Source organism: Azospirillum brasilense (assembly GCF_005222205.1).
GTDB lineage: Bacteria > Pseudomonadota > Alphaproteobacteria > Azospirillales > Azospirillaceae > Azospirillum > Azospirillum brasilense_G.
In genome coordinates this window covers 785,577-799,961 of record NZ_CP032346.1, presented here as the reverse complement: position 1 = coordinate 799,961, position 14,385 = coordinate 785,577, and the positions used below count along the sequence as shown (strand labels likewise).

Here is a 14,385-nt window from a genome sequence, read left to right as displayed (position 1 = left end):
TTCCGGTGCCCGGACAATTCGGGTATAAGCCGGAGGGGAAACAGTTCGTCGTTCGGCAAATTAACTGAAATCAAGTTAAAAGGGGAGAGGACGTATGTCCGGCGACTTCGACGCGATGGCGCTTGAGTACCACCGGAATCCGAAGCCCGGTAAGTTGGCGATCGTCGCCACCAAGCCCATGGCGAACCAGCGCGACCTCGCGCTGGCCTACTCGCCGGGCGTGGCCGCGGCGTCCAGCGCCATCGCAGCCGACCCGGCCCAGGCCGCGGAGCTGACGGCCCGCGCGAACCTCGTCGCGGTCATCACCAACGGCACGGCGGTGCTGGGCCTGGGCGACATCGGTCCGATGGCCGCCAAGCCCGTTATGGAGGGCAAGGCCGTCCTCTTCAAGAAGTTCGCCGGCATCGACTGCTTCGACCTGGAGCTGAACGAGAAGGACGTCGACGGTCTGGTCGACACCATCGTCCGGCTGGAGCCGACCTTCGGCGCCATCAACCTGGAAGACATCGCCGCCCCCGCCTGCTTCGAGGTGGAGCGCCGCTGCCGCGAGCGGATGAAGATCCCGGTCTTCCACGACGACCAGCACGGCACCGCCATCGTGGTGGGTGCGGCCGTCCTCAACGGGCTGAAGCTGGTCGGCAAGGATATCTCCACGGTCAAGGTCGTCTCCACCGGCGGCGGGGCCGCGGGCATCGCCTGCCTGGACCTGATGCTCAGCCTGGGCGTCAAGCGCGAGAACGTCTGGCTGGTCGACCGCATCGGCGTGGTCCACAAGGGTCGCAACGAGGAGATGAACCCCTACAAGGACGCCTACGCGCAGGAGACGGACGCCCGCGTCCTGAACGACGTCATCGACGGGGCGGACATCTTCCTCGGCCTGTCGGGCGCCAAGGTGCTGAAGCCGGAGATGCTGGCCCGCATGGCCGACAAGCCGCTGGTGCTGGCGCTGGCCAACCCGGAGCCGGAGATCATGCCGGACCTCGCCCGGCAGGCCCGCCCCGACGCCATCATCGCCACGGGCCGCTCGGACTTCCCGAACCAGGTCAACAACGTCCTCTGCTTCCCCTTCATCTTCCGCGGCGCGCTCGACGTCGGCGCGACGACGGTGAACGAGGAGATGAAGATCGCCGCCACCCACGCCATGGCCAGCCTCGCCCAGGCCGAGCCGTCGGACGTGGTGGCCGCCGCCTATGTCGGCGAGAACCTGCGCTTCGGTCCGGACTACATCCTGCCCAAGCCCTTCGACCCGCGTCTGGTGATCGAGGTGTCGTCGGCGGTCGCCAAGGCCGCCATGGAATCGGGCGTGGCGACGCGGCCGATCGTCGATTTCCGCGCCTACCGCGACAGCCTCGGCCAGTATGTCTTCCGCTCCGGCCTCGTCATGAAGCCGGTCATCACCAAGGCGAAGGCGGCCCCCAAGCGCATCGTCTACGCCGAGGGCGAGGAGCCGCGCGTCCTGCGCTGCGCCCAGGTGGTGGTGGACGACGGCATCGCCCATCCGGTCCTGCTCGGCCGCGCCGACGTGATCGAGCGGACGATCGCCGACATGGGCCTGCGCATCCGCATCGGCAAGGACGTGGAGGTGATCGAGGCCGCCCGTGACCTGCGCTGCCACAATTACGCCGAGGTCTACCGGCAGCTCATGGGCCGCCGCGGCGTGTCGCCGGCCAACGCGCTGAACGTCGTGCGCACCCAGCCGACCGTCTTCGGCGCGCTGATGGTCCGCCGGGGCGAGGCCGACGGCATGGTCTGCGGCACCTCGGGCCGCTACGGCGACCACTTCAACCACGTCATGGACGTGATCGGCCTGCGCAAGGGCGTGAAGGTCGCCGGCGCTATGAACGGGCTGATTTCGCAGAAGGGCACGCACTTCATCTGCGACACCTACGTCAACCCCGACCCGACCGCCGAGCAGGTGGCCGAGATCGCCCGGCTGGCGGCGGAGGAGGTGAAGCGCTTCGGCATCGAGCCGAAGGTGGCGCTGCTCTCCCACTCCAACTTCGGCAGCGCGGACACCCCGTCCGCCCGCAAGATGCGTCTGGCCTACCAGCTTATCGCCGAGGAGATGCCCGACCTGGAGGTGGACGGCGAGATGCACGCTGACGCCGCCCTGTCGGAGGTGCTGCGCAAGGGCGTGCTGCCCGACAGCCGCCTGAAGGGCGAGGCGAACCTGCTGGTCATGCCGACCCTGGACGCCGCCAACATCGCCTTCAACATGCTGAAGATCATGGCTGACGCGCAGAATGTCGGGCCGATGCTGCTGGGCGCCGCGCGCCCCGTGCACATCGTCACCCCGTCGGTGACCACGCGCGGTCTGGTCAACATGACGGCGGTGGCGGTGGTCGACGCCCAGCTCGCCGCCCCGGTCAACGCCGCCCCGCGTCCCCCGGCGCTGCAGGACGGCGAGGACTGAGCAACCGCGACCGCGGGGCCGGACGGCGCTTGCGCCGTTCCGGTCCTGCGGGCCACTCTGCCGGGATGAATCCCGACGCTGTTTCCCGCGATGACCTGCCCACCCTGACCGCGCTGGCCTTGCGCCACCACGCCGAAGGACGGCTGGCCGAGGCGGTGACCGCCTACACCGACGCCTTGCGGCTGGACCGCCGCAACCCGGTGCTTCTCTACGGCTTCGGGCTGGTGCTGCGCGATCTCGGCCAGAACGAGGGGGCGGCCACATGCTTCGAGGCGGCCTTCGCCCTTGACCCCGGATGCGTGGACGCGGCCGATAGTCTGGGCACGCTGCGCGCCGGGCAGGGCCGTTTCGCGGAGGCCGAGGCCTGCCACCGCGCCGCTCTGGCCCGCGGCGCCGACCGGGCGACGTTCTGGAACAATCTGGCCAACGCGCTGAGCCGGCAAGGCCGGGCCGCGGCGGCTCTGGCGGCGTGGCGGCGCGCCGTCCTGCTCGACCCGGCCTTGCCGGAAGGGCTGTCCAACCTCGGCGGCGGGCTGCGCGATGCGGAGCGGCTGGACGAGGCCGAGCGGGCGCACCGCCGCGCCCTGCGGCTGCTGCCGGATGAACCGCAGGCCAACAACAATTTCGGCCACGCGCTGCAGGCGCGGCTCCGCCACGCGGAGGCGGCCCGCTGGTTCCGCCGCGCCCTGACGCTCGACCCCGGCTATGCGGCGGCGCTCTGCAATCTCGGCTTGGCGGTGCAGCGCCTGGGCGACGGCGGGCTTGCGGACCGTATGTATGGGCGAGCGCTCCGCATGAGCCCCGATCTGGCGCTGGCCCACTTCAACCGCGGCCTGCTGCGGCTGGAGCGCGGCGAACTGGCGGATGGCTGGGCCGGCTATGGCTGGCGCTTCGCGTGCGGTCAGGCGGGCGGGGCGCGTCAGCCACGGTTGCCCGCGTGGCGCGGCGAGGACCTGACCGGGAAGCGCCTGCTGATCTGGGGTGAGCAGGGGGTGGGCGACACCATCCTGTTCTCCTCCCTCTGCGCGGAGGCCATCGCCCGCGCCCGTTCCGTGGTGATCGAAACCGACCGGCGGCTGGTGCCGCTGTTCGCCCGCTCCTTCCCCGCCGCGCTGGTCCGTCCACAAAGCCACGATGCCATGGCCGTGCCCGATTGCGACCTGCACACGCCCATCGGCTCCCTGGCGCGGGTCTTCCGCCGCGATCTGTCCGCGTTCGCCGGCTCCGCCGACGGCTGGCTGACCCCCGACCCGGCGCGGGGGGCGCTCTGGCGGGAGCGGGTGGCGGCGCTCGGCCCCGGCCTGCGCGTGGGGATCGGCTGGCGCAGCGCCGTGATGACCGAATCGCGCCGTGCCGCCTACAGCCGGCTCGACCAGTGGGGGGCTTTGTTCGCCGTGCCGGGTCTGGTCTTCATCAACCTCCAGTACGGTGCGTGCGAGGCCGAGCGGCTTGCGGCGGAGGACCGGTTCGGCGTTGCCATCCACCGCTGGGACGATCTCGACCTGACCGACGACTTCGACGGGACGGCGGCGCTGATGGCGAATCTGGATCTGGTGATCGCGCCCGCCACGGCGGTCGGGGAACTGGCGGCGGCGCTCGGCGTGCCAGTCTGGCGCTTTGGCGGGCAGGACTGGACCCAGCTCGGCACCGCGGTACGCCCCTGGTTTCCGGCGCAGCGCCTGTTCCAGCCGCAGGGCAGGGAGGACGTCCCTGGCGTGCTGAACCGGATGGCCGCACAACTCGCCCGGCGCCCTATCTGAAATTTCGGAGAAAAACAATTCGCAACTTTACATGCATTGCGGTAAAGTGAGGGTCCAGCGATCCATTCGTGCCTCTCCGTTCGGGGGGCGCGCCTGATGGGAGAAGGTGCCATGTCTGACGGAATGGCCGGCGTCAACCAGATGGTCTCGGACCTCAACAAGTCCGTGTCCGCCGCTGTGGAGCGCATGAACGCGCAACGGGAGGCCGAAGCCGCCGCCGCCGCGAACGTGCAGGAATTCCGCAAGGACGTCCGCAAGTCCTCCGTCAACACTCCGGGCTTCGCCACGGACATGGGGGTTCTCGCCAAGAACGTGACCCGCCTGAACGTGGTCGGGGCGCTGGGCGCCGACGACCCCGTCGACTTCTACAAGTTCCGCGTGACCACCAAGGGCGAGGTCACGCTGGGGCAGGTCGGCGACGAGGGGCTGCGCGTCCAGGTGATGTCCAAGTTCGGCACGGTTCTGGCCGACAGCGACAAGAGCGCCGGAAAGAACTACGACGCCTTCAAGAGCATGATGCAGGGCGAGTACGAACTCGACCGCGGCGACTACACGCTGCGCCTGACGCGCGAGAAGGGGCAGTCGCCCAAGGACACCAAGAACTACGCCATCCAGCTCAGCATGGGCCAATACACCCAGGATTACGACACGGTCGCCAAGGCGCCGAAGAAGGGCGAGAGCCCGTTCAACCTCTCCACCGGCCAGCAGGCCATGCTGGACGGGCTGAGCCAGGCGGCGGCGAGCCTGAATTCCATCCCCACCGGCCAGACCGGCACGCAGAAGTTGCTGGGCAGCTTCAACATGTTCGTCTGATCGAAGCCTGTTTTCCGCCAAAGGCCGAAGCCCTTTCCCCAACCCATGGGGGAAGGGCTTTTTCCATCCGGGGCTTGCGGTCTGCCCCGGTGGGTGCTCCTCCGTCGGCGCACACCGCAAGCGGCGGACCTTTCGCCCCCGGGAAATGTTAAGCCAACGCTATGACCGCACCGGACCACCCGATCCTGCTCTGCCACGACTGCGGCGCGCCGCACGCCCTGCCGCCGGCCTTGCCCGGCCATCGCGCGGAATGCCACCGCTGCGGGGCGGTGCTGCGCCATTTCCGGACCGGCGGGCTGGGGCAGGCGGTCGCCCTCGCCATCGCCTCGACGATCCTGTTCGTCACCGCCAACCTGTTTCCCATCCTGACCTTCGAGCTGGAAGGGCGGGCGCAGACGGCGACGCTGCTCAGCGGCTCGGTGGCGCTGTGGGACGGCGGCTACGAGGTGCTGGGCGTCCTGGTCTTCTTCGTGCTGTTCCTGGCGCCGCTGGCGCAGGTGCTCGGCACGCTCTACGTCGTGATGCCGCTCGCCGCCGGGCGGACGGCGGCGCCGGGCGCGGCCTGGACCTTCCGGACGGTGGCGCGGCTGCGCCGCTGGTCGATGGCCGAGGTCTTCCTGCTCGGCCTGATCGTCGCCTATGTGAAGCTGTCCGATCTGGCGGAGCTGGAGCCGGGGGCGTCGCTGGCCGCCCTGGTCGCCTTCATCCTGGTGCAGGTGTGGGGGGAGGCGTCGCTCAGCCCCTTCGAGGTGTGGGAGCGGATCGCTCCGCAGACCCGCGTCGCCCAGGCGGCCAGCACCCAACCGGAGCGGCTGACCGCCTGCCACGACTGCCACCAGGTGGTCGCCGGGCCCGATGGCGGTGGAGCGGAGGGAGCGTGCCCGCGCTGCGGCGCCCGTCTGCACCACCGCAAGCCGAACAGCCTGCCGCGCGGCTGGGCGCTGATCTCCGCGGCGACGATCCTCTACATTCCGGCGAACCTGCTGCCGATCATGACGGTGGTCTATTTCGGCGCCGGCCAGCCCGACACCATCCTGTCCGGTGTGGAGGCGCTGATCGCGGCGGAGATGTGGCCAGTGGCCCTGCTGGTCTTCTTCGCCAGCATCACCGTGCCGGTGCTGAAGCTGATCGGGCTGGCCTATCTGCTGTGGACGGTGCAGCGGGGCTCGCCGAAGCGGCGGCGCGACCGCACGCGGCTCTACCGGCTGATCGAGGGGGTCGGGCGCTGGTCCATGGTGGACATCTTCATGATCTCGCTTCTGGCGGCCCTGGTCCAGCTGGGCGCCATCGCCACCATCCACGCCGAGCTGGGCGCCGTCGCCTTCGCCGCGGTCGTCATCATCACCATGCTGGCGTCGGAGTCCTTCGACCCGCGGCTGATCTGGGATGCGCCGCCCCGGCGGACGCAGCGGCAGGATTCCTCCTATGACTGACTCGAATTCCACGGTGAAGCCGGCCAGCCCGGTGATCCGCCGCCGCCGCGGCCTGCCGCTGATCTGGCTGGTGCCGCTGGTCGCCGCGCTGATCGGCGGCTGGCTGGCCTGGAGGACGCTGAACGAGCGCGGCCCGACCATCACCATCACCTTCGACACGGCGGAGGGGCTGGAACCGGGGAAGACCCGCGTGCGCTACCGCGACGTGGATGTCGGGACGGTGCAGGGGGTGGCGGTCTCGCCCGACCTGGCGAACGTCATCGTCACCGTGCGCATGGTGAAAGGGGCCGCCTCCTACCTCAACGACCGGACGAGCTTCTGGGTGGTCAAGCCGCGGCTGGGTTTCGGCGGCGTGTCGGGCCTCGGGACTCTGGTCTCCGGCGCCTATATCGGCATGGACCCGGGAACCGGCAACGGCGAGGCGCTCAGCGCCTTCCGCGGGCTGGAGGAGCCGCCGCTGATCCGGTCCAGCTCGCCGGGGCGGCGTTTCGCGCTGCGCGCCGACCGGCTGGGCGGGCTGGGGCCGGGGGCGCCGATCTACTACCGCGGCATCCAGGTCGGCGAGGTGGTCGGTTACGAATTCTCCCAGGACTGGCAGTCGCTGACCATCCCGGTCTTCATCCACGCCCCCTACGACCGGATTGTCCGGCCCAACACCCGCTTCTGGAACGCCAGCGGCCTGTCGGTGTCGATCGGGCCGGAGGGGCCGACGGTGGCGCTGGAATCGCTGCAATCGCTGGCGACGGGCGGCGTGTCCTTCGAGACACCCGGCCTCGGCGGTCCCGGCGACAACGGCGAGATCGCGGCGGAAGGCACGGACTTCCCCCTCTACGAGAACCGCAACGCCGCGAGCGATGCCCGCTTCACCCGCCGGGTGCCCTTCCTGGTGCATTTCGACGGGTCGGTGCGCGGCCTGCATCCGGGCTCTCCGGTGGAGTTCCGCGGCATCCGGGTCGGCGAGGTGACCGACATCCGCCTGGACGTCGATCCGGTGTCGGGGGAGGCCCGCATTCCGGTCACCCTCAACATCGAACCGGAGCGGCTGGACAGCGAAATGCCGGCGGCGCACGACGCCGAGGCCGCCTATGCGGGCATGCAGGCGCTGGTGGAGCGGGGGCTGCGGGCGCAGCTCAGCACCGGCAACCTGCTGACCGGCGAGCTGATCGTCACGCTCGACCTGTTCCCCAACGCGCCGAAGACGACGCTGATCCGCGGCGGTCCCTATCCGGAGGTGCCGTCCCAGCCGAACGTGCTCGACACGGCGACCAAGACCGCCACCGACCTGATGAACGAGTTGGCCCGCGCGCCGATCGCCGAAACGGTGATGGAACTGCGCTCGACCATCCAGAAGGCCGGCGCCCTGATCGCCTCGCCGGAGATTGCGCAGGCCATCGGCTCGCTCAGCCGGTCGCTCGCCGAGTTGGAGAAGACGACGCAGGCCCTGGGCAGCGAGGGCGAGCCGACCATCCGCGCCCTGCGCGACGTGGCGGAGAACACCTCCAAGCTGGTCCGGCAGGCCGAAAAGACGCTCAGCAGCACGGACGGGCTGGTCAACTCGTCCCGCCCCGCGGTCAACGACCTGCAGGGGCTGGTGCGCGAGCTGACCGCGGCGGCCCGGTCGATCCGCGGCCTGACCGACTATCTCGAACGCCATCCCGAAGCCCTGATCCGGGGCAAACGCGGTTGAGGATTCCCATGGCTCATGCTCGTCACGCCCGTCGCCTTCTGCTGTGCGCCTCCGCGCTGGCTCTGCTGGCCGCCTGCAGCACGCCGCCCAGCCGCTTCTACCATCTCGACGCCGTCGCTCCGGACGCCGCGCCACAGGACGCGGCAAGGCCGGCCGCCGCCCCGTTGCGGGGCGCCGAGGCGCAGCGGCGGGTGATCGGCGTCGAGGGCGTGAAGATCCCCGGCTATCTCGACCGGTCGGAGCTGGTGATGCGGGCGCCGGGCAACCGGCTGGTCGTCCGGGAGTTCGACCGCTGGGGCGGCCCCCTCGACGAGATGGTGACCCGCAAGCTGCTGCGGAACCTGGAGGCGGACCTGCCGGGGGCGGAGATCGTCGGCCTGCCGCTCCAGCGCGACTTCCCGCTGTCCCAGGTGGTGGAGGTGACGCTGGACCGCTTCGACGCGGCGGAGGACGGGCCGGCGGTTCTGGAGGCGCGCTGGCGCGTCTTCGACCAGGGCGGCGACCGGCTGCGGCGGCTGGGCCACACCGCGGCGCAGGAGCCGGTGAGTGCGGCCGGCGATCCCGGCGCCGTCGCCGACGCGCTCAGCCGCACCCTGACCCGCTTGGCGCAAGATATCGCAAGCGCGCTGCGCTGATCGGAATCGTCTGTTTTAAAACCAGCGATCCGAATGAAAATATTCGATTCTCGGTGGATTGTCTCAAATGCTGCGACGCAAAAGCGGCGCGTTTCTTCAGTTTTTGTGTCAGGACCTACCTCGGATGGTGCCCTGCGTATTTCGCAGGGATTGATTGATTGGGATCAATGAGGCTGGGGAGCTTTGGGCGCCTACTGATCGGGCAAGCGCGATGCTTGACCGGGCGGGTCCGTCCAGTCCGGCGCCGCGCAACGTGGCGCGGCCCCCGCCGGGGAGGGCAGGGACCGCCGCAGACAAACAGAGGCGCGTCATGGATTCCCTGATGTTCGAACCGAAAATCCCCGTTGCCGAAGCCGAGACGCCGGACCCCTGGCGCGGTTTCGCGCCCGGTTCCTGGCGGACCACGGTCGATCTGCGCGATTTCATCGTGAAGAACGTCCGCCCCTACGACGGCGACGGCGGCTTCCTCTCCCCGGCCAGCGACCGCACCCTGTCGCTGTGGAACAAGGTGCGCGATCTCCTGAAGGAGGAGCGCGCGGCCAAGGGCGGCGTGCTCGACGCCGACACGGAACTGGTGTCCTCCATCGTCAGCCACGCCCCCGGCTACATCGACCGGGAGCTTGAGGTCATTGTCGGGCTTCAGACGGACAAGCCGCTGAAGCGGTCGATCATGCCCTTCGGCGGCTGGCGGATGGTCAAGACGGGCCTGGAGGCCTACGGCTTCAAGCCCTCGCCCAAGCTGGACGACGTGTTCCCGGCGCTGCGCAAGACGCACAACGACGGCGTCTTCGACGTCTACACCGACGAGATGCTGCGCTGCCGCAAGTCGGGCGTCATCACCGGCCTGCCGGATGCCTATGGGCGCGGCCGCATCATCGGCGACTACCGCCGGCTGGCGCTCTACGGCGCCGATTTCCTGATCGCCGACAAGAAGGCCCAGTACAAGAGCCTGGAAGTCGACCGCATCGACGAGAACACGCTGCGCCTGCGCGAGGAGATCACCGAGCAGATCCGCGCGCTCCGCGACCTCGTGACGATGGCGGCGTCCTACGGCTTCGACGTGACCCGCCCGGCGACCAACGCCTTCGAGGCGGTGCAGTGGACGTATCTGGCCTATCTGGCGGCGGTGAAGGAGGCGAATGGTGCGGCCATGTCGCTCGGCCGCGTGTCGAGCTTCCTCGACGTCTACATCGAGCGTGACCTGCGCGAAGGCCGCCTGGACGAGGCGGGCGCCCAGGAGCTGATCGACCAGTTCGTCATCAAGCTGCGGATGGTGCGTTTCCTGCGCACGCCGGAGTACGACCAGCTCTTCTCCGGCGACCCGACCTGGGTCACGGAATGCATCGGCGGCATGGCGCTCGACGGGCGCACGCTGGTGACCAAGGGTAGCTTCCGCATGCTGCACACGCTCCAGAATCTGGGCCCCGCTCCGGAGCCGAACCTGACCGTGCTGTGGTCGGAAAGCCTGCCGGAGGGCTTCAAGAAATTCTGCGCGGAGACGTCGATCAAGACCTGCTCGGTGCAGTACGAGAACGACGACCTGATGCGGCCCTACTGGGGCGACGACTACGGCATCGCCTGCTGCGTCTCGGCCATGCGCATCGGCAAGCAGATGCAGTTCTTCGGCGCCCGCGCCAACCTCGCCAAGACGCTGCTCTACGCCATCAACGGCGGCCGCGACGAGGTCTCCGGCGAGCAGGTCGGCCCGGCCTTCGCCCCGATCACCGGCGACGTGCTCGACCACGACACGGTGGTCGCCCGCCTGCTGCCGATGATGGAATGGCTGGCGCGCGCCTACATGAACACGCTCAACGCCATCCATTTCATGCACGACAAGTACATGTACGAGCGGCTGGAGATGGCCCTGCACGACCGCGACGTGCTGCGCACCATGGCCTGCGGCATCGCCGGCCTGAGCGTCGTCGCGGACAGCCTGTCGGCGATCAAGCACGCCACGGTCAAAGTGGTGCGCGACGAGCGTGGCCTCGCCACCGACTTCGTCATCGAGGGCGACTACCCGGCCTTCGGCAACAACGACGACCGGGTGGACGGCATCGCGGTGTGGCTGGTCGAGACCTTCATGGGTCTGCTGCGCAAGCAGAAGGCCTACCGCGACGCGGTGCCGACGCAGTCGGTGCTGACGATCACCTCGAACGTGGTCTACGGCAAGAAGACGGGCAACACGCCGGACGGGCGCAAGGCCGGCCAGCCCTTCGCGCCGGGGGCCAACCCGATGCACGGGCGCGACCGCAAGGGGGCGATCGCCTCGATGGCGTCGGTGGCCAAGCTGCCCTACGCGCACGCCCAGGACGGCATCAGCTACACCTTCACCATCGTGCCCGGCGCGCTGGGCCCGACCGAGGGTGAACGGGTGGCCAATCTGGTGGGCATGCTGGACGGCTATTTCGGCCAGGGCGGCCACCATATCAACGTGAACGTCTTCGACCGCGAGACGCTGCTGCACGCCATGGATCATCCGGAGCTGTACCCGCAGCTGACCATCCGGGTGTCGGGCTACGCGGTGAACTTCATCAAGCTGACCCGCGAGCAGCAGATGGACGTCATCAGCCGCACCTTCCACGGCGCGCATTGAGTCCTTGAAAGTCCCCTCTCCCCTCCGGGGAGAGGGTTAGGGTGAGGGGGCGCCCGTCAGGGCGTCAACGCAGCCTCAATGCAGTGCATTTCCGGCCTTGCGGCCGCCCCCTCATCCCATACCCTTCTCCCCAGTGGGGAGAAGGGCTTCTACACCGTCCCCTGGGTGTCCTCCTTGATCCCCAGCGCCTGCATCCGCTCATAGAGCGAGGCGCGCGAAATCCCCAGCAGCTTGGCGGCCTTCGCCTTGACCCCGCCGGTGCGCGACAGGGCGCCGACGATCGCCGCGCGCTCCGTGTCCTTCAGCACGTCGCTCAAGGGTCGGTCGCCACCCTCCGCCGGGCGGTCGCCCGAACCGGCGGGACCCGCCGCGCGCGGCAGGGCGCCGCGGATGTGCTCGGCGGTCAGGGACGCGTCGTCGGTCATCGCCGACACCCGCTCCAGCACGTTGCGCAACTCCCGCACGTTGCCGGGCCAGTCGTAATCCTCCAGCACGGCGATGGCCCCGGCGGTCAGCTCCCGCGACGGGGCGGCGGTGGTGAAGGCCAGCTCGTCGAGGATGCGGTCGGCGATGCTGCCGATGTCCTCCGTCCGGTCGCGCAGCGGCGGCAGGGTGATCGGAACCACGTTCAAACGGTAATAGAGGTCGGCGCGGAACTGCCGCTCGCGGACCAGGGCGTCGAGGTCGCGGCTGGTCGCTGCGATGACGCGCAGATCGACGCGCACCACCTTGTTGGAGCCGACCGCCTCGAACTCCCGCTCCTGCAGCACGCGCAGCAGCTTGGCCTGGAGCGGCAGCGGCATGTCCCCGATCTCGTCGAGGAACAGGGTGCCGCCGTCGGCCAATTGGAACTTGCCTTCGCGCATCTTGCGGTCGGCGCCGGTGAAGGCGCCGGGGGCGACGCCGAACAGTTCCGATTCCAGCAGATTTTCCGGGATCGCCGCGACGTTCACGCCGACGAAGGGCGCCCCGGCGCGCGGGCTGGCGGCGTGGATGCCGTGGGCCAGCAGCTCCTTGCCGGTGCCGGTCTCGCCCAGCAGCAGGACGGTGCTGTCGAGCTGCGCGGCGCGGCGGGCCAGGCGCTTCACCTCGCGCATGGAATCGCTGTTGCCGATCATCTGCGACAGGGAGTATTTCGCGCGCCGCTCCTGCGCCAGCTCCTGCCGGGCGCGGGTCAGCTCCTCCTGGAGCTTCTGGTACTTCGACATCAGCGGACGCAGCCGGTCGGCCCGGTCGAACAGGGCGAAGCCGATGGCCCCGATCAGCGTCCCGTCCTCCTCGCGCAGCGGCAGCCGGGTCACCACGATGGTCCGCTCCCCGATGTCCATGAGGTCGAGCAGCATGGTCTGCCCGCTCTCCACGACATGGCGCATCTGGCTGTTGGGGATGACCTCCTCCACCGGGCGGCCCAGCGCATCGTCCGGGTTGCCCGAATAGCCGAGCAACTCCAGATAGCGGTCGCCGATCCAGGCGATCCGCGCCTCCTGGTCGACCACGATCAGCCCGACGCAGGCGTCCGCCAGATGGTGGAACAGCGACTCCACGGCCCTGGCCCGCAAATGTTCGAACTTCGGTTCGAGGCTCATGCCTTCTTCCTTCTTGGTGGGGGGCTTGGTGGAGGGCTTCGCGGACCTAGCATCAAGTGGGGGCACCATACCAGGGAATCCAGTTGGGGAGTGCCCCGCCCGTGCGCACGACGGATATCCTATGCCGAATTACGCCGTGTGCCGCGGGGCACGCTGTTGTATGGTGCGGTGACGCTGACCGACCGAAGACCTTTCCCTGGCATGCTGCCGAAGGCCGATTCGAACGACCCGACCATGCCGGACCATGAGCAACTTCTGCTTGCTGTCGCCCGCAACCGCGACTCCACCGCCTTCCGCGCGCTGTTCGATCACTTCGCGCCGCGGATCAAGGCCTACATGCGCCGGTTGGGCGCCGACAGCAGCGCGGCCGAGGAGCTGGTCCAGGACGTCATGATGGCGGTGTGGCTGCGGGCGGACCGTTTCGACCCGGCGCTGGCCAGCGCCTCCACCTGGATCTACACCATCGCCCGCAACCGCCGCATCGACCGCGTCCGGCAGGAGCGGCGGCCAGAGCTTCAACCCGACGATCTGGTTCCGGACGGTGGGGAGGAACCCCCGCCCGATCATCAGTTCGAAGCCGCCGAGACGGCCTTCCGCCTGCGCACGGTGATCGGCAACCTGCCGCCGGAGCAGGCCGACGTGCTGCGGCTCGCCTATTACGAGGACAAGGTTCACACCGAGATCTCCGCCGAGCGCGGCATTCCCCTGGGCACCGTGAAGACGCGCCTGCGGCTGGCCCTCGGCCGCCTGCGCCGGGCCTTTGGAGAGGGAGCGTGACTGTGCCGGCCCATCATCCCGCCCCCGAACTGCTGCTCGACTACGCCGCCGGCAGCCTGCGCGCGGTGCAGTCGCTGCTGGTCGCCGCGCATCTCGCCTATTGCCCGGACTGCCGGGCGCAGGTCGCGGAGCTGGAGGCCTGCGGCGGCGTCCTGCTGGCCGACCTGCCGCCCGAGCCGGTGTCCGACACCCTGTTCGGCAGCCTGATGACCCGGCTCGGCGATGCGGGCGCCGCCCCGCCGCCGCCCGTCGCCGTCTCGACCGGGAAGAGCCTGTTTCCCGGCCCGCTGCGCCGCGCCATCGGTGCGGAACCGGAAGCGCTGGAGTGGGTGCGCGTCGTCCCGGGCGTCCATCTGTCCGCGTGGGGCGTCGGCGCCGGAACGGCCTCGGCCTGCCTGCTGCGCATGGCGCCGGGGGCGCGGGTCCCGGCCCACCGCCACACCGACAGCGAGATGCTGCTGGTGATGAAGGGCGGCTTCTCCGACGAGTTCGGGGCCTACCGCGTCGGCGACGTGGCGTCCTACGACACCGGCACGCCGCACCATGCCGTGGCCGACGCGGATGGGGAGTGCCTGTGCCTTCTGGTGCAGGACCGGCCCCTGGTGTTCACCGGCCCGCTCGGCTGGCTGCTGAACCGCGGGTTCCGCTTCTGATCGGAGTGCGGCCGTCGCTAAAGCGGATTGCAATC

Annotated in this window: 10 protein-coding genes; 9 read left to right on the top strand and 1 reads right to left on the bottom strand. The window is 69.5% G+C overall.

The annotated features are described in order from the left end of the window. Positions 1–94 precede the first annotated feature (94 nt). The 7 genes from D3869_RS17665 (at position 95) to pflB (ending at position 11,334) form a co-directional block, all read left to right on the top strand. The gene (locus tag D3869_RS17665; protein ID WP_137141234.1) at positions 95–2,413 is read left to right on the top strand and encodes an NADP-dependent malic enzyme; all 2,319 of its coding nucleotides are present in this window, start codon (positions 95–97) and stop codon (positions 2,411–2,413) included. 65 nt (positions 2,414–2,478) lie between these two features. Beyond that, positions 2,479–4,173, top strand: a complete 1,695-nt coding sequence (locus D3869_RS17660; RefSeq protein WP_137141233.1) for a tetratricopeptide repeat protein — start codon at positions 2,479–2,481, stop codon at positions 4,171–4,173. A gap of 111 nt (positions 4,174–4,284) precedes the next feature. Continuing rightward, positions 4,285–4,986: a hypothetical protein gene (locus D3869_RS17655; protein WP_137141232.1), complete on the top strand. Its 702-nt coding sequence runs from the start codon at positions 4,285–4,287 to the stop codon at positions 4,984–4,986. Between the two features lie 161 nt (positions 4,987–5,147). Beyond that, a complete protein-coding gene (locus D3869_RS17650) occupies positions 5,148–6,419 on the top strand; it encodes a paraquat-inducible protein A (protein WP_137141231.1) in 1,272 nt (423 codons plus the stop codon). Next, the gene (locus D3869_RS17645; protein WP_247895911.1) at positions 6,412–8,106 is read left to right on the top strand and encodes an intermembrane transport protein PqiB; all 1,695 of its coding nucleotides are present in this window, start codon (positions 6,412–6,414) and stop codon (positions 8,104–8,106) included. The genes D3869_RS17650 and D3869_RS17645 overlap by 8 nt, the downstream gene beginning before the upstream one ends. 8 nt (positions 8,107–8,114) lie before the next feature. Further along, positions 8,115–8,741, top strand: coding sequence for a PqiC family protein (locus D3869_RS17640; RefSeq protein WP_247895910.1), 627 nt, complete (start codon positions 8,115–8,117; stop codon positions 8,739–8,741). A gap of 310 nt (positions 8,742–9,051) precedes the next feature. Then, entirely contained in the window at positions 9,052–11,334 is a 2,283-nt protein-coding gene (gene pflB / locus D3869_RS17635; RefSeq protein ID WP_175426518.1) for a formate C-acetyltransferase, read from the top strand. A gap of 149 nt (positions 11,335–11,483) precedes the next feature. Here the strand turns inward: pflB and D3869_RS17630 are convergent, their stop codons facing one another. Beyond that, positions 11,484–12,920, bottom strand: coding sequence for a sigma-54 interaction domain-containing protein (locus D3869_RS17630; protein ID WP_137141228.1), 1,437 nt, complete (start codon positions 12,918–12,920; stop codon positions 11,484–11,486). Positions 12,921–13,121: 201 nt separating this feature from the next. On the opposite strand from D3869_RS17630, the gene D3869_RS17625 reads away from it, so the two are divergent. Then, positions 13,122–13,697: a sigma-70 family RNA polymerase sigma factor gene (locus D3869_RS17625; RefSeq protein ID WP_137141227.1), complete on the top strand. Its 576-nt coding sequence runs from the start codon at positions 13,122–13,124 to the stop codon at positions 13,695–13,697. Then, positions 13,694–14,350: a ChrR family anti-sigma-E factor gene (locus tag D3869_RS17620; RefSeq protein ID WP_137141226.1), complete on the top strand. Its 657-nt coding sequence runs from the start codon at positions 13,694–13,696 to the stop codon at positions 14,348–14,350. Before D3869_RS17625 ends, D3869_RS17620 begins: the two co-directional genes overlap by 4 nt. Positions 14,351–14,385: the final 35 nt, after the last annotated feature.

Coding starts and splice junctions, on each gene's coding strand:
- D3869_RS17630 (WP_137141228.1), bottom strand. CDS start 12,920: ATGAGCCTCGAACCGAAGTTCGAACATTTGCGGGCCAGGGCCGTGGAG.
- D3869_RS17640 (WP_247895910.1), top strand. CDS start 8,115: ATGGCTCATGCTCGTCACGCCCGTCGCCTTCTGCTGTGCGCCTCCGCG.
- D3869_RS17660 (WP_137141233.1), top strand. CDS start 2,479: ATGAATCCCGACGCTGTTTCCCGCGATGACCTGCCCACCCTGACCGCG.
- pflB (WP_175426518.1), top strand. CDS start 9,052: ATGGATTCCCTGATGTTCGAACCGAAAATCCCCGTTGCCGAAGCCGAG.
- D3869_RS17625 (WP_137141227.1), top strand. CDS start 13,122: ATGCTGCCGAAGGCCGATTCGAACGACCCGACCATGCCGGACCATGAG.
- D3869_RS17645 (WP_247895911.1), top strand. CDS start 6,412: ATGACTGACTCGAATTCCACGGTGAAGCCGGCCAGCCCGGTGATCCGC.
- D3869_RS17665 (WP_137141234.1), top strand. CDS start 95: ATGTCCGGCGACTTCGACGCGATGGCGCTTGAGTACCACCGGAATCCG.
- D3869_RS17655 (WP_137141232.1), top strand. CDS start 4,285: ATGTCTGACGGAATGGCCGGCGTCAACCAGATGGTCTCGGACCTCAAC.
- D3869_RS17650 (WP_137141231.1), top strand. CDS start 5,148: ATGACCGCACCGGACCACCCGATCCTGCTCTGCCACGACTGCGGCGCG.